Source organism: Arthrobacter sp. AK01 (assembly GCF_021109375.1).
In the GTDB taxonomy this organism is placed as follows: Bacteria; Actinomycetota; Actinomycetes; order Actinomycetales; family Micrococcaceae; genus Arthrobacter.
In genome coordinates, this window is sequence record NZ_JAJOHP010000002.1 from 1 (window position 1) to 18,873 (window position 18,873).

General features: G+C 63.7%; 19 protein-coding genes and 1 pseudogene. 18 read left to right on the forward strand and 2 right to left on the reverse strand.

All coding sequences use genetic code 11. The features are described 5' to 3' along the window. Positions 1–252 precede the first annotated feature (252 nt). From LN996_RS00795 to LN996_RS00860, 14 genes and pseudogenes are all read left to right on the forward strand, one after another. Complete coding sequence (locus tag LN996_RS00795) at positions 253–1,056, forward strand: hydroxypyruvate isomerase family protein (RefSeq protein ID WP_105692055.1); 804 nt, start codon at positions 253–255, stop codon at positions 1,054–1,056. A gap of 77 nt (positions 1,057–1,133) precedes the next feature. After that, a pseudogene (locus LN996_RS00800) lies at positions 1,134–2,018 on the forward strand (2-hydroxy-3-oxopropionate reductase); the annotation flags it as partial. Positions 2,019–2,142: 124 nt separating this feature from the next. Next, positions 2,143–3,918, forward strand: coding sequence for a glyoxylate carboligase (gcl, locus tag LN996_RS00805; protein WP_231338306.1), 1,776 nt, complete (start codon positions 2,143–2,145; stop codon positions 3,916–3,918). Positions 3,919–3,944: 26 nt separating this feature from the next. Continuing rightward, on the forward strand, positions 3,945–5,114 hold the full coding sequence (locus LN996_RS00810; protein ID WP_231338307.1) for a glycerate kinase: 1,170 nt from the start codon (positions 3,945–3,947) through the stop codon (positions 5,112–5,114). Then, on the forward strand, positions 5,107–6,456 hold the full coding sequence (gene allB / locus LN996_RS00815) for an allantoinase AllB (RefSeq protein ID WP_231338308.1): 1,350 nt from the start codon (positions 5,107–5,109) through the stop codon (positions 6,454–6,456). Before LN996_RS00810 ends, allB begins: the two co-directional genes overlap by 8 nt. Before the next feature lie 10 nt (positions 6,457–6,466). Beyond that, positions 6,467–7,234, forward strand: a complete 768-nt coding sequence (locus LN996_RS00820) for a winged helix-turn-helix domain-containing protein (protein WP_231338309.1) — start codon at positions 6,467–6,469, stop codon at positions 7,232–7,234. Between the two features lie 96 nt (positions 7,235–7,330). Further along, the gene (gene bcp / locus LN996_RS00825) at positions 7,331–7,798 is read left to right on the forward strand and encodes a thioredoxin-dependent thiol peroxidase (protein ID WP_231338310.1); all 468 of its coding nucleotides are present in this window, start codon (positions 7,331–7,333) and stop codon (positions 7,796–7,798) included. A gap of 146 nt (positions 7,799–7,944) precedes the next feature. Further along, on the forward strand, positions 7,945–9,063 hold the full coding sequence (locus LN996_RS00830) for a PP2C family protein-serine/threonine phosphatase (RefSeq protein ID WP_231338311.1): 1,119 nt from the start codon (positions 7,945–7,947) through the stop codon (positions 9,061–9,063). Positions 9,064–9,081: 18 nt separating this feature from the next. Further along, positions 9,082–11,073 (forward strand): glycosyltransferase family 2 protein, encoded by a 1,992-nt coding sequence (locus LN996_RS00835; RefSeq protein WP_231338312.1) that lies wholly within the window; start codon positions 9,082–9,084, stop codon positions 11,071–11,073. Continuing rightward, positions 11,063–11,395, forward strand: a complete 333-nt coding sequence (locus tag LN996_RS00840; protein WP_159706254.1) for an STAS domain-containing protein — start codon at positions 11,063–11,065, stop codon at positions 11,393–11,395. Before LN996_RS00835 ends, LN996_RS00840 begins: the two co-directional genes overlap by 11 nt. Beyond that, the gene (locus LN996_RS00845) at positions 11,388–11,807 is read left to right on the forward strand and encodes an ATP-binding protein (protein ID WP_231338313.1); all 420 of its coding nucleotides are present in this window, start codon (positions 11,388–11,390) and stop codon (positions 11,805–11,807) included. Before LN996_RS00840 ends, LN996_RS00845 begins: the two co-directional genes overlap by 8 nt. Before the next feature lie 214 nt (positions 11,808–12,021). After that, positions 12,022–12,567 (forward strand): hypothetical protein, encoded by a 546-nt coding sequence (locus LN996_RS00850; protein WP_231338314.1) that lies wholly within the window; start codon positions 12,022–12,024, stop codon positions 12,565–12,567. Then, positions 12,567–13,661 carry a C2 family cysteine protease gene (locus tag LN996_RS00855; protein ID WP_231338315.1) on the forward strand — a complete coding sequence of 365 codons (1,095 nt, stop codon included), beginning with the start codon at positions 12,567–12,569 and terminating at the stop codon, positions 13,659–13,661. The genes LN996_RS00850 and LN996_RS00855 overlap by 1 nt, the downstream gene beginning before the upstream one ends. Positions 13,662–13,669: 8 nt before the next feature. After that, a complete protein-coding gene (locus LN996_RS00860; RefSeq protein ID WP_231338316.1) occupies positions 13,670–13,942 on the forward strand; it encodes a hypothetical protein in 273 nt (90 codons plus the stop codon). 99 nt (positions 13,943–14,041) lie between these two features. Here LN996_RS00860 and LN996_RS00865 read toward each other — a convergent pair whose 3' ends face one another. Then, positions 14,042–15,136, reverse strand: coding sequence for an alanine--glyoxylate aminotransferase family protein (locus LN996_RS00865; protein WP_231338317.1), 1,095 nt, complete (start codon positions 15,134–15,136; stop codon positions 14,042–14,044). A gap of 25 nt (positions 15,137–15,161) precedes the next feature. Then, positions 15,162–16,409 (reverse strand): MFS transporter, encoded by a 1,248-nt coding sequence (locus tag LN996_RS00870; protein ID WP_231338318.1) that lies wholly within the window; start codon positions 16,407–16,409, stop codon positions 15,162–15,164. 62 nt (positions 16,410–16,471) lie between these two features. Here LN996_RS00870 and LN996_RS00875 point away from each other — a divergent pair, with 62 nt between their 5' ends. The 4 genes from LN996_RS00875 to uraH all read left to right on the forward strand — a co-directional run bounded on the left by LN996_RS00875 (position 16,472) and on the right by uraH (position 18,853). After that, positions 16,472–16,933: a helix-turn-helix domain-containing protein gene (locus LN996_RS00875; RefSeq protein ID WP_231338319.1), complete on the forward strand. Its 462-nt coding sequence runs from the start codon at positions 16,472–16,474 to the stop codon at positions 16,931–16,933. A gap of 86 nt (positions 16,934–17,019) precedes the next feature. Further along, the gene (locus tag LN996_RS00880; RefSeq protein WP_231338320.1) at positions 17,020–17,850 is read left to right on the forward strand and encodes a phosphatase PAP2 family protein; all 831 of its coding nucleotides are present in this window, start codon (positions 17,020–17,022) and stop codon (positions 17,848–17,850) included. A gap of 155 nt (positions 17,851–18,005) precedes the next feature. Next, positions 18,006–18,515: a 2-oxo-4-hydroxy-4-carboxy-5-ureidoimidazoline decarboxylase gene (gene uraD, locus LN996_RS00885; protein WP_231338321.1), complete on the forward strand. Its 510-nt coding sequence runs from the start codon at positions 18,006–18,008 to the stop codon at positions 18,513–18,515. Then, positions 18,512–18,853, forward strand: a complete 342-nt coding sequence (gene uraH, locus LN996_RS00890; RefSeq protein WP_017199951.1) for a hydroxyisourate hydrolase — start codon at positions 18,512–18,514, stop codon at positions 18,851–18,853. Before uraD ends, uraH begins: the two co-directional genes overlap by 4 nt. The last annotated feature ends 20 nt before the right edge of the window (positions 18,854–18,873 follow it).

Consider the following 18,873-nt stretch of genomic DNA (forward strand, 5'->3'; position numbering starts at 1 on the left):
GTCCATCCCTCATCGTCACCGCCGCGCCCGCAGCGGCCCATGATTTCGCGAGCGTTTCTCAAATGAGGCATGCACCCCGTTTCGCGAGCACTATTCATGAGTCTCGTCGCCCCCTTGACTCCCACCCCCACCTTCCCTAAACTTTTCATAAAGCAGAATCTAAATTCCACAAAGCGGAAACTGAAGCCAAGCGCCAAGGCGGCAGCCAAGCAAGCGAAGATAGATCCAAGCCCCTCCTCGGAAGGACCTACGATGACGTACACAGTGAACTGCTCCATCCTCCTGACGGAGCTGCCCTTGCTCGAGCGCCCCGCCGCCGCGAAGGCAGCCGGTTTTGACGCCGTCGAGTTCTGGTGGCCCTTCGCCACTTCGGTTCCCACCGACAAAGAGACAACCGAGTTTGAAACAGCCATCAAGGACGCCGGCGTTCAGCTCACGGGCCTGAACTTCAACGCCGGCAACATGCCCGGCGGCGACCGCGGCCTGGTTTCCTGGAAGGGACGTTGCTCCGAGTTCAAGGACAACATCGACGTCGTAGCCGGCATCGGTGAGCGCCTCGGATGCAAGGCCTTCAACGCCCTCTACGGCAACCGCCAGGACGAGTTCACCCCTGAAGAGCAGGACGAACTCGCGGCAAAGAACCTCGCCGCAGCAGCGGAAGGCGTCGCCCGCATCGGTGGCACCGTCCTCCTGGAACCGGTCAGCGGCGCCCCCAAGTACCCGCTCCTCACCGCCGAAGACGCACTCAAGGTCATCGCCCGTGTCAAGGCAGAATCCGGTGCCCAGAACATCAAGCTCCTCGCCGACTTCTACCACCTGGCCGTCAACGGCGACGACGTCGAATCCGTCATCGAGAACCACGCCAAGGACTTCGGCCACATCCAGATCGCCGACAACCCCGGCCGCGGCGCTCCCGGAACCGGAACCCTCCCCCTCGGCGAATGGATCGCCCGCAGCCGCGAACTCGGCTACGACGGCTACATCGGCCTCGAGTACAAGGAACCGCAGGAATCGGCTTTCAGCTGGGCCATCCGCCAGCGCGCCAACGCCAACTAACGACGGCGGCACTCACTAAAGCGGCGGCGCTCACCAAATAGCCCGCACGAGTTAAAACACAGACTTTCAGAAAGAGAACCACAATGAGCAACGTTGCAGTCATCGGACTCGGAATCATGGGCCTCCCCATGGCCATCAACCTCGTCAAGGCCGGCCACACGGTCACCGGTTTCAACCGCAGCCAGGACAAGATCGACAAGCTCGTCTCCGAAGGCGGCCAGGGTGCCACCAGCATCGCGGACGCAGTCAAGGACGCCGACGTCGTCATCACCATGGTCCCGGACTCCCCGGATGTTGAGGGTGTAGTCAGCGGCAAGGACGGCGTCTTCGCCAACGCGAAGAAGGGCACCATCTGGGTCGACGCATCCAGCATCCGTCCGGACGTCGCCAAGCGCCTCTCGGACGACGCAGTTGCAGCCGGCATTCGCCCGCTCGATGCACCGGTATCCGGTGGCGAACAGGGCGCCATCGACGCCGTTCTGTCCATCATGGTCGGCGGCTCAGCTGAGGACTTCGAGGCAGCACAGGATGTCCTCAACGCAGTGGGCAAGACCATCGTCCACGTCGGCCCGTCCGGCTCAGGCCAGACCGTCAAGGCTGCAAACCAGCTGATCGTGGCCGTCAACATCCAGGTCCTCGGCGAGGCCATCGCCTTCCTTGAGGCCTACGGCGTAGACACCGACGCAGCACTGAAGGTCCTGGGCGGCGGCTTGGCCGGCTCCAAAGTCCTTGAGCAGAAGGGTCAGAAGATGCTCGACCGCAACTTCGACCCCGGCTTCCGCCTGGCCCTCCACCACAAGGACCTCGGCATCGTCACCTCCGCAGCCCGCGAAGCCAACGTCGCTGTCCCGCTCGGCGCAGTCGTCGCCCAGCTCGTCGCCGCAACCGTCAACCAGGGCGACGGCGGCCTCGACCACTCGGGCCTCTTCAAGCAGGTCCTCCAGCTCAGCGGCCGGAAGTAAGCCCAGCAACTCTCCAACTCGAGAGTTTGTGTACAGATAACGCCCGGAAAACACCTTCTAAAGGGCGTTATCTGTACACAAACTCGCTTCAGCACACCCAAAAACAGACTTCAAGGAGTACACCATGGCAAAGATGCGCACCGTTGATGCGGCCGTAGCCATCCTGGAAAAGGAAGGCGCAACCGAAGCTTTCGGTCTGCCCGGCGCAGCGATCAACCCCTTCTACTCAGCAATGCGCGCCCACGGCGGCATCCGCCACACGCTGGCCCGCCACGTTGAAGGCGCCAGCCACATGGCTGACGGCTACAGCCGCGCAGCTGATGGCAACATCGGCATCTGCATCGGCACGTCGGGCCCCGCAGGCACGGACATGATCACTGGCTTGTACGCAGCCCAGGCCGATTCCATCCCCATGCTCTGCATCACCGGCCAGGCACCGGTAGCCAAGCTGCACAAGGAAGACTTCCAGGCCGTGGACATCGAGTCCATCGCCAAGCCGTTGACCAAGTTCGCCATGACCATCCTGGAACCGGGCCAGGTTCCCGGCGCGTTCCAGAAGGCTTTCCAGCTGATGCGCTCGGGTCGTCCGGGCCCGGTTCTGTTGGACCTGCCCATCGACGTTCAGATGGCCGAGATCGAGTTCGACATCGACGCCTACGAGCCCCTGCCGGTGGAGAAGCCCAAGGCTTCCCGCAAGCAGCTGGAAAAGGCCCTGGACCTGCTGACCGCTGCCAAGCACCCGCTGATCGTTGCCGGTGGCGGCATCATCAACGCCGGCGCTTCCGCTCAGCTGGTTGAGCTGGCCGAGATCCTCAACGTTCCGGTCATCCCCACGCTGATGGGCTGGGGCGCTATCCCGGACGACCACCAGCTGATGGCCGGCATGGTTGGCCTGCAGACCTCGCACCGCTACGGCAACGAGACGTTCCTGCAGAGCGACTTCGTGATCGGCATCGGCAACCGTTGGGCCAACCGCCACACCGGCGGCTTGGACACCTACACGGCTGGCCGTAAGTTCGTGCACATCGACATCGAGCCGACCCAGATCGGTCGCGTTTTCTCCCCGGACTTGGGCATTGCGTCCGACGCCGGTGCGGCGCTGGACGGTCTGTTGGAGCTGGCCCGCGAACGCCAGGCAGCAAAGACCCTGCCGGACTACTCGGGTTGGGTTGCCGAGTGCCAGGAGCGTAAGGGTTCCCTGCACCGCAAGACCAACTTCGACAACGTGCCCATCAAGCCGCAGCGTGTGTACCAGGAGATGAACAAGGCCTTCGGCCGCGACACCACCTACGTGTCCACCATTGGCCTGTCGCAGATCGCCGGCGCACAGATGTTGCACGTTTTCGGTGCCCGCAAGTGGATCAACGCCGGCCAGGCCGGCCCGCTGGGTTGGACCGGTCCCGCTGCACTGGGCGTTGTTCGTGGAACCCCGGACGCTACCGTTGTTGCTCTGTCCGGTGACTACGACTTCCAGTTCATGATCGAAGAACTGGCCGTGGGCGCACAGTTCAACCTGCCGTACATCCACGTTGTGGTGAACAACAGCTACCTGGGCCTGATCCGTCAGAGCCAGCGCGGCTTCAACATGGAACAGAACGTTTCCCTGGCCTTCGAGAACATCAACAGCCCGGAGACCAACGGCTACGGCGTTGACCACATCAAGGTTGCTGAAGGACTGGGCGTCAAGGCCATCCGCGTTGAGGACCCCAACGATCTGCCTGCCGCTTTCGACAAGGCCAAGGCACTGATGGGCGAGTTCAAGGTTCCCGTGGTTGTTGAAGTGATCCTGGAAAAGATCACCAACATCTCTATGGGTGTCGAGATCAACGGCGTGAACGAGTTCGAAGAGTTGGCAGAGACCGCGGCGGACGCACCCACCGCGATCCTGACCAAAGCGTAAGTAACAGTAAGAAGGGAGGCACCGGAATGCGTGTTGTCATCGCCCCGGACAAATTCAAGGGCTCGCTGTCCGCACCCGACGTCGCCGAGCACCTGGCAACAGGACTGCTGGCGGGGTACGGACAGACGAACTTTGAAGTAACACGCATTCCGGTGGCCGACGGCGGCGAAGGAACCATCGACGCTGCCATCGGCTCCGGCTTCACCCGCCGGACCACCACCGTCACCGGCCCGCTCGGCGAGCCAGTGCAGGCCGACTTCGCGGTGCGGGACCAGGAAGCTGTCATCGAAATGGCGGCAGCTTCCGGTCTCGCCCTCCTGCCGGACGGCCCCACGTCCCAGACGGCCAAAACCGCAACCAGCATCGGCACGGGCGAACTCATCCGCGCCGCGCTGGACCTCGGCTGCCGCAAGATCATCCTGGGTGTCGGCGGCAGCGCCAACACCGACGCCGGCGCGGGAGTCCTGCAGGGCCTCGGCGCCGTCTTCCTGGACGAGAACGGCAACGAGCTCCCCGGCGGCGGTGCCGCCTTGGCACAGCTGAATAGCATCGACTTCTCCAACTTCGACGTCCGCGTTGAGGCAACGGAGTTCGTGTTGGCGTCCGACGTCGACAATCCCCTTTTGGGGGCCAGCGGAGCCCCAGCCATCTTCGGTCCGCAGAAGGGCGCGACGCCGGACGACGTCACCTCCCTCGATGCGGCACTGAGCCACTTCGTGGACGTCCTCGCGGCCACAACCGGTCAGCATGCCAAGTACGCCGCCAAGGCAGAAGGCGCTGGAGCAGCAGGCGGCGTTGGCTACATTGCCATCGCGGCACTGAAGGCAGAGCGGCGGCCGGGCATCGACGTCGTGCTTGAATTCACTGAACTGGAGCGCAGGCTCAAGGGCGCCGACCTGGTGATCACTGGAGAAGGCAGCCTGGACGAGCAAAGCCTGCTCGGCAAGACCCCCATGGGAGTCTCGCGGGCGGCACAGAGGAACGGGGTTCCCGTGATCGCAGTCTGCGGCCGGAGTACCCTGAGCCGTGAACAACTCACGGATGCCGGCTTCCACACGGTCCATGCACTGACCGATCTGGAAAAAGATGTCCAAAAATGTATCGCTGAAGCAGGTCCGTTGCTTGAACAATTAGGTAAGCACATAGGCGTGTACCTGGCGGAACGGACCGAAAACAAGGAGTACCTCAATGTCTGAAGCAATCGGCGCCTATGACCTCGTTATCCGGGGCCAGCGCATCCTGACCACCGCCGGCCTCGCAGCCCGCGAAGTTGGCATCCGCGACGGCCTCATCGTCGCCATCGAACCCCTGGGCAACGGCCTCACGGGCAACGAGGTCATCGAACTCGCAGACGACGAAACCCTCATCCCCGGCCTGGTGGACACCCACGTCCACGTCAACGAGCCCGGCCGCACCGAGTGGGAAGGCTTCGCCTCCGCCACCCGTGCCGCAGCAGCCGGTGGCGTGACCACCATCATCGACATGCCGCTGAACAGCATCCCGCCCACCACCAGCGTGGACGGCCTGGAACAGAAGCGCGTCGTCGCCAAGGACCAGGCGTTCGTGGACGTCGGATTCTGGGGCGGTGCCATCCCGGGCAACAAGAGCGACCTCCGCCCGCTGCACGACGAAGGCGTTTTCGGATTCAAGTGCTTCCTCCTGCACTCCGGCGTGGACGAATTCCCGCACCTGGACGCGGACGAGATGGAAGAGGACATGGCTGAGCTCAAGTCCTTCGACTCGCTCATGATCGTGCACGCCGAGGACTCCCACGCTATTGACCGCGCCCCGCACCCCGGCGGCGACCACTACGAAACCTTCCTCGCTTCCCGCCCCCGCGGTGCTGAGAACAAGGCCATCGCCGAGGTCATCGAACGAGCCCGCTGGACCGGCGCCCGCGCCCACATCCTGCACCTCTCCTCCTCAGACGCGCTGCCCATGATCGCCTCAGCAAAGCGCGACGGCGTCAACCTCACCGTTGAGACGTGCCCGCACTACCTGACGCTCATGGCCGAAGAAATCCCCGACGGCGCCACGGCCTACAAGTGCTGCCCGCCCATCCGCGAGGCCTCCAACCGCGAGCTCCTCTGGAAGGGCCTGCAGGACGGCACCATCGACTGCATCGTCTCGGACCACTCCCCCTCCACTCTGGACCTCAAGGACCTGGAGAACGGCGACTTCGCCGTGGCATGGGGCGGCGTTTCCTCGCTGCAGCTGGGCCTGTCCCTGATCTGGACCGAAGCTCGCCACCGCGGCATCCCGCTGGAGCAGGTCGTGTCCTGGATGGCCGAGAAGCCTGCTGCCTTGGCCCGCCTGCACAACAAGGGCCAGCTCGCCCTGGGCTACGACGCCGACTTCTCCATCTTCGCCCCGGACGAAGCCTTCGTTGTGGACGTCACCAAGCTCAAGCACAAGAACCCGATCACGCCGTACGACGGCCGTCCCTTGGCCGGCGTCGTCCGCAAGACGTACCTGCGCGGCACCGCGATCGACGGCCAGAACCCCGGCGGCAAGCTGCTCCGCCGCGGCAACGTTTAGGCCTACCGCCATGGCAGTCAATGCCTACGGGCCGCCGCCCACCCGTGGTCCCGCGTCCCGGGGCTCCTCCGCGCGGCAGCCTGGGCTGAACGCACGCGGTATGGCCGCGCACGGGCTGGCTCTTTGGGTCAACCCGGCTGAGGGCGACGAGATCGATCCCGCAGTCTGGGAGCGGGCCGCACGTCTTGTGCTGGCCCGCGCCATGAAACTTGCCCCGGAGGCGGAAGTCCGCATCTGGCCCGCCACCGGGGCAGAGCACTCCGGCGTCGGCGATTCATCCTGGGGCGGCACTCCGCAGGACATCGCCGACGCCGGTACCAACGGCACACTCTCGCTCGCCGATGCCCTCGCGGAGGCGCGTTCGGTGACCCGTTCTGAAGCTGTTTCCGACGGCGACGACCGCACCGAAGCGGGCGGCAGCACCGCCGTCGAGCCCGTAACGTTGGCGAGCCGCCGCAGCCAACTTGCGGTGGACCTCGCTGCTGAAGTAGTGCTGTTGGACGGCGAGCCGGTTTCCTTTACTGGCATGGAATACAAGCTGCTGCGCTACCTCGTGGTCAACTGCTCACGGGCCATCAGTCGTGAAGAATTGCAACGTTTTTTGGAGTCATTTGACCTCCCCGGCGCGGCATTTCGCTCGATCGACGTTTATGTTGGAAGGGTGCGGCGGAAGCTAGGCTCCGCCCGACACACCGTCGCCACCGTCCGTGGTGGCGGCTACCAGTTCGTGCCAGGGCCCTATGCCACAGTGCGCGGACCTGCGGAATACAGCATCTAAGTTCGCTGTTGTAAAAGATCAACGCCCGCAATTTGTATGACCGCTGTTGTTTGAAATGAAGGCCGGCTTTTTGCCGGTGAAACGTAAAGGATCGCCATGACCCAGAAACTCCTCGTCGGAACGCAAGCACCTGGCTTCGCGCTTCTCGACGCCGACGGCACCAAGGTCTCGCTGTCCGATTACCGCGGACGCAACGTCATTGTGTACTTCTACCCGAAGGCAGCCACCCCCGGCTGCACCACCGAGGCCTGCGACTTCCGCGACAACCTCGCCAGCCTGCAGGGCAAGGGTTACGACGTCATCGGGATCTCCCCGGACGCCCCGGAAGCCCTCTCCAAGTTCACTGGTGAATTTGCTCTGACCTTCCCGCTGCTCTCCGACGAAGACCACGCTGTGGCCCTCTCCTATGGCGCTTGGGGCGAGAAGCTGGTTGACGGCGAAATCGTCGAAGGCCTGGTCCGCTCCACGGTGGTCCTCGACGGCGAAGGCACCGTGAAGCTCACCCAGTACCAGGTTGCTGCGCAGGGCCACGTCCAGGCGCTCAAGGAGGAGCTGGGCGTCTAACCCACTCTCACCTCCAGCGTGTTTGAGCGGATCGCTCTCTCACCTAACTGCACAATTCTTGTAACGCCCGCTCACTCTTGTGAGCGGGCGTTTCATATGCCTTGACTAAACGTGACAAATCCTCAGCAGCAGTAGTTAATGGAGCCATGGTCTCTTCCACCCCCGTACGCCACGCTGTCGTCGTCGAAGATGACGCCGACATCCGCGGACTCCTCGTCCTCGTCCTCGAGCAGCTCGACTTTGTGGTGACCGAAGCACCTGACGGCCTGTCCGGCGTCGAAGCAGTCCGCAGTACGAACGCAGAACTTGTGACCCTCGATGTGAACCTCCCAGACATCGACGGCATGGAAGTTTGCAAGCGACTTCGCGAATTTTCGGACGCCTACATCCTCATGCTGACGGCGCGGGCCGACGAGATCGACCGACTCAACGGCCTGGACATCGGCGCCGACGACTACATCAACAAGCCCTTCAGCCCCAAGGAACTCCAAGCCCGCATCCGCGCACTGTTCCGCCGGGCCCGCACGCCGGCCGCAGCAGCCGAAGACACTGGCCAAACGGACGAGCTCGCCCGTGCAGCAGTGGTGCAGCAAAGCCTGCTCCCGCGCGAAACAGTCCGCCTCGAGGGATACGACGTCGCCGGCGCCTTCCGCCCGACCCGCAGCGTTGGCGGGGACTTCTACGACTGGTACCAGACCCGCGACGGCATGCACCTGACGTTCGCGGACGCCATGGGCAAAGGCATGGGCGCGGCCCTGATCGCGGCCACCGTCCGCGCGGTAATGCGGTCGGTGGCGGACACCCCGGCCATCGATGCCGCCTTCGCCTCAGCCAGCGCCACTATCGCGTCGGACCTGGACCAGTCCGGCTCATTCGCAACCATGTTCCACGCGCGGCTGGACGCTCCGTCTGGAAAGCTCAGCTATATCGACGCCGGTCACGGCCTCGCGCTGCACATCCCGGCCGAGGGGGCGGCGCAGAGGCTTGTGTCCGCCGGACCTCCCGTGGGCATCCTCGACGGACAGCACTGGGCCGCCGCCGAGCTTCAGCTGGAGCCCGGCGACTCGCTGGTCATTGTCAGCGACGGCGTACTGGACGCCCATGCTTCACTGGAGGATTTCATCCGGAACGTGGAAAAGGCCGCGCGGAGCGAGGGCACGTCGGACGGAGTGTGCGCCGCCCTTCTTGAGTTGGCACCTGCTGCAACAGCGGAAGACGACGTGACCGCCGTCGTGGTTCACCGCAAACCGGACATCGGGCGCTAATTACACAAGAGGGGGATTGTGACACGTTTCTGGACCCGGCTGCTGGTTCTCCTGACAGTCATTCTGGGCGTCAACTATGTGGCGTGGCGTTGGATGGCGTCCCTGAACTGGGATGCGTGGTGGATCGCGGTTCCGTTGGTGATCGCTGAAACGTACAGCCTCATCGACGTGATGCTGTTCGGGCTGACGGTGTGGAACCTCAAAATCCGGAGGCCGCCGCCCGCGCCCCCGGAGACGGCCACTGTGGACGTCTTCATCACCACCTATAACGAGCCCTTGGACCTGGTCATGACCACGGCCCTGGCGGCCAAGGACATCCGCTGGCCGCACAGCACCTGGATACTCGACGACGGCGATCGGCCCGAGATGCGCCAACTCGCCGAGTCGAACGGGATCGGTTACGTCACCCGCGGCGCGGATTGGACGCCCGACATGCCGCGGCACGCCAAAGCAGGCAACCTGAACAACGCCCTGATGGTCACCTCGGGCGAGTACCTGTTGATTCTCGACGCCGACCAGATCCCCGAGCCGGACATCCTGGACAAGACACTGGGCTACTTCAACGACGACCGTGTGGCGCTGGTCCAGACCCCGCAGTACTTCATCAACGTCCCAGCCGACGATCCCCTGGGCAGCCAGGCACCCCTGTTCTACGGTCCCATCCAGCAAGGGAAGGACGGCTGGAACGCAGCGTTCTTCTGCGGCTCCAACGCGATCCTGCGCCGGGAAGCCCTCATGCAGTTGGGCCTGGTGGGCTACGTCAAAGCCACCGAGAAGAGCGTCCGCCGCGCCCTGGCTGCGTCCCGCTCGGCCATCAAGAAGGCACGGCGCTCGGAAGAGGCCCGCAACCCGCTGGTGGAGCAGATGCTGAACCAGGTTGAAGCGGCCACGGAAACCGCCCAGACCGAACTGGATGCCGGCGCATCCCTCAGTGAGATCACCTACCGGGTGCGCCGCAAAGTGGACGAAGCCGTGCGCACCCTGGTGGCCGCCGATTTCTCCGCGCTGCAGGCCGACCTCGAAGAGATCGCCGCCATGGAACTCGCCCACGTCGGTGAGTCCGGCGTGACCACTGTGGCGAGTGACGCCGTCGACCGTATGTCCGGACGCGATTGGTCCCCCCTGGGTGCGCTCGAGTCGGTCCACGCTGTCCTGGACGCCATCTCCGTGGAACGCACCGACGAAGCCCAACCGATCATGCCCCTGGCCACCATCTCGGTCACCGAAGACATGGCCACGGCCATGCGTATCCACTCCCTCGGCTGGAAGAGCGTCTACCACCACGAAATCCTCGCCAACGGCTTGGCACCCGAAGACCTCAAAACCATGCTCACCCAGCGCCTCCGCTGGGCCCAAGGCACCATGCAGGTCCTCCTTCGCGAAAACCCACTGGTCCAGCCTCGGCTCTCCTGGGGCCAGCGGCTCATGTACTTCTCCACCATGTGGAGCTACCTGAGCGGCTTCGCGGCCGTGGTGTACTTCGCGGCTCCCATCATTTACCTAACGCTCGGAATCCTGCCGGTGAGCAGCCTCAGTTGGGACTTCTTCATCCGCTTCATCCCGTTCATGGTGGTGAACCAACTGCTGTTTGTGGTGGCCGGCCACGGCATCCCCACCTGGCGCGGACAGCAGTACAGCCTTGCGCTGTTCCCCACCTGGATCAAGGCATGTACGACGGCGGCGCGGAACGTTTGGTTCGGACGTCCCCTCGGGTTCGCCGTCACCCCCAAGGCCAGGCAGAGCGGAGGCCCGAGCTGGAGCCTGATCCGGCCGCAGATCATCGTGGCAGTGTTGTTGGCTATTGCGCTGGTTGTGGGGATCGCCCGGCTTTTGACTGGTCTTTCGGAGCCTCTCGGCACGCTGGTGAACGTCGCCTGGGTGGCCTTCGACCTGGTGGTCCTGAGCGTGCTGGTCAAGGCAGTTTTGTACAAGGGATTCGTACCTGAAGGTGCTGGCCCTGAGGATGTTGGGCCGGAGCGCCCCGAAGAGAGGAATGCAGATGCAGTTTAGCTATGAGGTGAAGGACTCCTACGCGGAAGTGAAGAGCGTAGGACGCTTGAACATGGTGGCGGCACCCAAGCTCCGCGAAGTAGTGAACGAAGTTGTGGCCGGCGGGTCCAGCCGGGTTGTGGTCAACCTGGCCGAAACCGACTTCATGGACTCCTCAGGTCTCGGGGCGCTCATCGGTTGCCTCAAAGCAACCCGGCAGGCAGGCGGCGACCTCCGCATCTCAGGTGTTCAGCCACAGGTCAAGATGGTGCTGGAACTGACCAACATGGATCGGGTGCTCACGGCGTACCCGTCGGCCGAGGAGGCGTTCGGAGATGACTGAGGTGATTGCACGCCGCGGTTTCCACGGGCCATCGAATGAGGAAGCGATCGAGGCCATCCACAATGAGCTGGACGCCCTGTGGGACGACGCTGCCTTTGTGCCGGACATGGACCGGATGACGTTCGCAACCGCGGTGATCGAGGCAGCGGCGAACATCGTCCAGCATGCCCTCCCAGTGGCAGAGAAGCCCGTGGAGATCGACGTGGACATCAGCGTCCGCCCCACCCGGTTGGTGGCACAGGTCAGCGCGTACAACGCCCGCGAGCCGTTCGCCGGTGACATGCAGGCTTCGATGCCCGACTCCGACGCCGAATCCGGCCGCGGGTTGGCACTCATCGAGGCCCTGGTGACCACGGTGACGTTCGAACGCCAGGACGGCACCAACACCTGGATCCTCACCCGCGACACCTGATCCCCTCTCACCCCTGACGCCCATCCGACCGATCCGCTCTCACCCCTGACGCCCATCCGACCGATCCGCTCTCATCCCTGACGCCCATCCGACCGATCCGCTCTCACCTTCACGGGTTGTTCTGCCCATCGCCAGACCCAACGCAACCGTGAAAGCATTCGGTGAGATCCGCCGTCGAACATTAACTGAACCTGGGGACGACATGAACCGCCGCATGCACCGTAAACTTTGGGCGCTGGCTGCTGCCCTGACGGTGGTGACTCTTGCTGCAGGATGCAGCAGTACCCCCGACGGACCCACCCGCGAACCCAGCAGCGCGCCAGCAGTCACCGCCAGCCCGGCTCCACTGGCCGAGAGCACCGCCAAGTACGACTCCCTGCGTGCCGAGCTGATTGCAGCCTTGGAAAAACAAATGCCCGACATCACTTGGGCTGCGGACGATCCTGCCTCGGTGACCCAAAGCAAAGATGGTAAGTGCGTCTTCCATCCACAAACCATGAAAAGCAGCGCGGACATCGTTGAGCCGTCCAAGAACTTTGAAGAGGTCTTCGCCGCTGCCGACCCCGTCCTCAAGCAGCACGGATTCCCTGCCTTCGACGGCACGGACTCAGTCCCGGGCGGCTGGGTGGTCACGCGCAGTACTGATGGCGTAGGCGCCACGGTCACCATCGAATCAAAGAGCCCGGCGTACCTGCGGATGACAGTCCCAGTGCAGTCCGAGAGCTGCGACACCGACGAGCTATCTCAGGAGGCCAAGTAATGCCGGGATTTTACGGTGCTGACATTGAACAGTTGCGTGCACTCGCCAAGACGATGTCCCGGCACTCGGAGCGAATGACGTCGCTGTCTACGGAGCTGGGTCACCTCATCAGCAATGCGCGGTGGGATGGCCGGGACGCCGCGATGTTCCGGGCCTCTTGGGACTCCGAACACCGGCCGATGCTGAAGAAGATCTCCAGCGAGCTGCAGAATCAGGCCAAGGAACTGACTCGCAACGCTGACGAGCAGGACAAGTCCAGTTCGGGAGCGTCGGGGTCCTCGGGCTCCGATCATTCGGGACGAGGAGATTCGAACCCGCCCGGCGACCCTGGCCCCCTGGACCCGGACGCTCCCGACGTCGATGTTCCCGGCGATGTTCGCGACGATCCCAACGCTGGCGACCCCAGCGACATCAACCAAGGACAGATCGGCGACTGCTGGCTGCTGGCCGGAATCGGCTCGGTGGCCCAGGTGCTGGAGCGCGAAGGCAAGCTCGACGAATTCCTTGAGGAGCACATGCGTCCCGTCGGCGACCCACCGACGCATTGGGTGGTCACGCTCTACGAAGACGGCGAACCCGTGGAAGTCACAGTGGAGGCCAAGTCCACTGAAGGCGGCGTCCGCGGCGCCGACGGCGAACCCAACTGGCTGTCCATCTACGAGCGCGCGGCAGCTGAGTACCGCGGTGGGTCCTATGACGACATCGACGGCGGGTTCAGCAACGAGGCCATGGAACTGATGACCGGCCAGTCTGCCGATAAGGACGGCGAGCTGAACTTTGATGACATCGAGGACAAACTCTCCGACGGCCAAGCCATTTCCGTGGGCACCGAAGACGTCAAGGACGACGACTTCGACTGGGTGTGGGAGTCTGACGAAGTCAACCGCACTGACGTTGTCCCCAACCATGCGTACGTGGTGGTGGACGTGAAAACCAACGACGACGGCGAGCGCGTTGTGGTGCTGGCCAACCCGTGGGGACCGTCGGGCGGCTACTTGGAAGACGACGACGACCACAAGTCCGGCACGCTGGAACTGACCGAAGATGAGTACAAGGAAAACTTCGACTCCGTGTACTCCGTGGACGTGAAGTAAGGATGGCCGTGGAACAGCTCGTAACAGTGAAGCAAGGGATGCAGCCCACCTTCGATGGCGTCAAAGTGGGCGTGGTCAAAATCGGCATCGCCGACGGCGCCCCCGCAATCCAGTTCTGGATCCGGACCTCAGAGCAGCAGCGGAAGCAGGCCTTCCGCGAAGGCCAGTCGGTCACGCTGCCTGGCGCGGGTTTGCTGACCATCACTTCGATCCAGCCCGCGGACGGCAGTACCGCCGCCTCCGCGACGTTGACGTACGACGCCGGTCACGTCACCGATTGACGGTCGGCGCGGAACGCTGAGAGAGCGTCACCAAAAACCCGACGTTAGGTGAGAGAGCGACACCAAAAACCCGACGTTAGGTGAGAGGGCGTCCAGGGGTTAGGCCTTCGCGATGGCCTCCTTGAGCGCGCCCAGCACCAGGGTGACCGAGGCACTGTTGGCGTTCGGGCCCATCATGCCGATACGCCACACGGTGTCCGCGAACTCCCCTACGCCCGAGCCAATCTCCATACTGAAGTTCTCCAGAAGGTAAGCCCGGACGGCGGCCGAGTTGACGCCGTCGGGCACTCTCACCGTGGTGAGGCTCGGCAACCGGGCGCCTTCGGCAGCGAAGAGTTCCAGCCCCATCTCCTGCAGGCCATCTTGCAAGGCCGTGCCCGCTGCCCGGTGCCGGGCCTGCACAACGTCCAGGCCCTCGGCGAGAATACGGTCGAGGGCTGCTTCGAGGCCGGCGATCATGGTGACGGGCGCGGTGTGGTGGTAGGTCCGGGCGCCGCTGGCCGCGCCAACGTACCCGCCGAGCAGGCCGATATCGAGGTACCAGGACCGGGGATCCTTCACGCGGCGCTCGAACGCCCGGTCGGACACCGTGAACGGCGAGAGTCCCGGCGGGACACCCAGGCACTTCTGCGTTCCGGCATACCCGACGTCGATCCCCCAGTCGTCCGCCAACAGCTCGAGTCCACCGATGGATGTGACGGCATCGGTGATAAGGAGGGCATCGCCCTTGCCGGCGCCGAGGGCAGCGATGTCGGAGATGACACCTACGGAGGTCTCAGCGTGGACCGCCGCGATGACCTTGGGATGGGGGTGGGCGGACAGAACCCGATCGGCGTCGACGGGCTGGCCCCACTCGTGGTCGACGCGAACGACAGTCGCCCCGCACCTCCTGGCCACCTCACACATCCGGGCTCCAAAGAGTCCGTTGACAGCAATGACTGCCACGTCGCCGTCGGACACGGTGTTCACGAAAGCCGCTTCCATCCCGCCGGAACCGGTGGCACTCAGCGGGAGTGTTCGCGCGTTGGAGGTTCCCCAGACGGTCCGGAGTCCTTCGCACGTGTGATCAAGGCGTTCGATGAACACAGGATCAAGATGCCCCAGCACGGGGTAGGCGAGGGCGGCCATGGCCTCGGGGTAGCAATTGCTGGGGCCGGGACCGAACAGGAACCTGGACGTCAGAATCTCTGGCATGTGCGAACTCCTTAGCTGGTTGAGGTCATTCTGCCCCAGCATGCTGTGCGGTGCGAGCCAAGCGTGCTCCAGCAAGCTTCTTGGGGCGTCGGAGCTGGTCCGCACCCCAAACCGCAAAGGCCAGCAACGCGAAAAATGCCCCCAGAGCACTGGCCCCGGTCCGGCCCCATACGTCGTACACAGGCGCGACCGTAGCGGCACCTGCAGCACTTCCCACGGAATAGAACACCATGTAGCTGCCAATGATGCTGCTGGCCGACTCCTCGGCTCCCGCCACGATCAGTGTTTGGCTGCTGACGTGGACAGCCTGTACAGCTGCGTCCAGCATGATGATGCCTGCGATGAGCCAGAGCAATGACCAATCCCCCAAGGACAACGCGAACCACGAGCCCAGCAGCAAGGCAAGGCTGAGGCCTGTGACCCGTTCGCCCCATCCCCTGTCTGCCGCCGCTCCCGCCTTGGACGCGGCCAATATCCCCACCAGGCCAGCCAGCCCGAAGAGGCCAATCAGGCTTGGCGGAAGGTTCCAAGCCGGCCCACTCAGCACCAGAGATATACCGCTCCACAGCACACCGAATGACGCGAAAAGCAGCATGGTGATGAGCGCCCGCGTGCGGAACACGGGATTGCTCCGGGTCAGGACCACCACAGATCCAACGGCCCGCCAGTAACGAACCTCCCCCCGGACCTGGCGGTCTGACGGCAGGGCCCGAAAAACTGCGACGGCGAGGACGGCACCGGCCGCCGCTGCGAGTACATAAACAGAGCGCCACCCCCACAGCTCCGTCATCCCACCGGCCACGGTCCGCGCAAGGATGATGCCGCTCACGACGCCGGCCGTGACGGTACCGATGCTTCGGCCCCGTTCCGCCAGGGTACTGGATGCGGCGGTGTACGCCACGATGGTCTGCACGACGGACGAGGCCACACCCAGGAGCACGAAGCCCATGAGCAGAGCCGCCTGCGATGACGCGAAGCTCACGACGGACGCTCCCACGGCCGTAGCACCAACTTGGAGGGCGATCAGTGCGCGACGGTCAACCACGTCTCCCAATGGCACCAAAAGAACCAGCCCCAGGAGATACCCGGCCTGCGCTGATGCCACCACCGAACCGACGCCCGCCACAGGGATTCCCAAGTCAGCCCCGATCCGGTCGAGGAGTGGCTGCCCGTAATAGAGGTTCGAGACCATGAAACCCGCCACGACGGCGAGCAACAGCAGGAGGCGTCGGCGTACTCCCTGTCCGGATCTTGTCAGCTCGGTAATGCCCATGGCACGGTTTCCTCTGTTTGGTTTCAATATGCAACCGAATCAGCCTATGGCAGAATGGTTTCATGTTGCAACCAACCGAGGTGGATTGGACAGATCCCGAATGCCCCGTCGCGAGGGCGGCCGATCTTGTCGGAGACAAATGGACGCTGCTGATCATCAGGGATTCGTTGGACGGAAAACGTCGCTTCTCGGAATTTGAGAAGTCCCTGGGCGTAGCCAAGAACATCCTGTCGGACCGGCTGCGACTACTGGTGGAAAGGGGTGTCCTGACCCGGATTCCCAACGACCGCGGCACCCGCAGCGAGTACGAACTCACGGGCGCCGGACGCGACCTCTTCACCCTGATCCTCAGCCTCCGGCAGTGGGGCGAGCGCAACGCCTTCGCCACCGACGAAAAGCACTCCATCCTGGTCACCAAGGCAACGGGACAGCCGCTTGCACAGCTTCAACCCTTCGCCACTGATGGCAAGGAACTCGACCCGGAGGACACCCTGCTGGTCAAAGTGGGCCAGCCCCTCCCCTGAAGGAACAGCGCCTCTTCAGGATCACCCAAGCCCAAACTGCTAAGGTTACTCACCAACGCGGAGGCCGCCACGGATAGGGGACAAGAGTGACGACTGAAGGAAAAGAGGCGCCGGAGCAAGGCGTCCGTGGCGAAGTAAGCCAGGACAGATTCGTTGCCGGGCAGGATCTGACCCACTGGAAATCACCGGTTGGCCGAACAATGGCGCGGGGCGCGGAATGGGTGACCAAACTCCTTGGCCCATACGCAGCGCTGATCATCACCCTCGTCGTCGGGCTTGCCGCAGCACTCTCCCTGGCTTTGGTCTTCGGCGAAGTCTACGAGTCCGTGACGGAAGCCGACGGCGTAGCGGGCTTGGACGATCCCGTCCTGGCCGCTGCGAAAAGCGTCCGCTCCCCGGCATTGGATGTTGCGGTCACCGCCTACACGAATATTGGCGGCACCGTGGGCATGCCCATCATTGCCGTCGGCATCATGATTTTCCTTGCCGCCAAACGGCGGTCATGGACACCTGTCATCCTGATGCTTGCCGCCGGGCTGGGTTCACTGCTCATCACCATCCTGGGTAAGCCGATCTTCGGCCGTTCACGTCCGGACCTTGCGGACGCCATTCCTCCCTACGAGCATTCCGCGTCGTTTCCCAGCGGCCATTCCCTGAACTCCATAGTTATCGCCGGCATCGTGGCCTACCTGATCATCCTGCGACTTAAGAGCATGCGGGCACGGATCATTACCGTGCTGGTGGCAGGGGTCTTCGCTTTCACCATGGGCCTGAGCCGCGTCTACCTCGGCCACCATTGGCTGACTGACGTGTTGGCGGCGTGGGCCATCGGCGTCGCCTGGTTGGCGCTGGTCATCACCGCGCACCGCCTGTACCTCACCACGCGAACGCGGCGTCGGAGCGCGGTAGTCTCTTGACACCGGGGCAATAACTCGGCTTAACTGAATTACGTATGCTGAAATAACAGTTCCATGATGCGGAAGCTTTGAAGCAAAGGCTTCCTCTTGCAAGAGCAGGAGTTCCGCATAGCCCACACCATGGATGCCAGCATTTGCACGAGGATGTCACAAGCATGGAGCTTGCAGAATTCAACAGTGTTGACCGGGACGAGGCCATCAGGATCCTGACCCCCTGCCTGGATATCAGCCGCTGGGTAGAGGCCGTCGTAGACGCGCGGCCCTTCACCAACGTCGACGAACTGCTGGGCCAGGCCCAGCGCGCCGCCGATCCGTTCACCCCCGCGGAGGTGGAGTCTGCCATGGCGCACCATCCCCGGATCGGCGAACGCCCCAAGGCCCAAACCACCGAGGCCGCGATGTCGCGGTCGGAACAGGCTGGAGTGGACCCGCGAGACAACCAGACCACGGCCGCCCTGGCTGAGGGAAACCTGGCCTACGAGGAGAAGTTCGGCAGGGTATTCCTGATCCGCGCCGCAGGCCGCAGCGCGCAGGAAATGCTCAGCGCCCTCCAGGAACGCATCACCCACACACCCGAAGAAGAAGACACGATCGTGGCTGGCCAATTGCGGGAGATCGCACTGTTGCGCCTCTCCGGATTGATCAGCGAAGGAGTCAACGCATGAGCGTTTCACAAGTAACCACACACATCCTGGACACAGGGTCCGGCCGCCCGGCGGCGGGTGTCGCCGTCGTACTCTACGTCCGTGAAGGTGACGACTGGACCCTTGTGGCGAAGGGCGAAACCGATGCCGACGGTCGCATCAAGACCCTCGGTCCGGAGCGGATTCCCGGCGGCGCCTACCGCCTCAATTTCGCCACCGGCGCCTACTACGAGGGCCTCGGCACAGAGACCTTCTTCCCGGAAGTGGACCTGAACTTCACAGTTTCCGATGCCGGGGAGCACTACCACGTGCCGCTGCTGCTCAGCCCGTTCGCGTTCTCGACGTACCGCGGCAGCTAACTCAACGCCGACCTGACAGT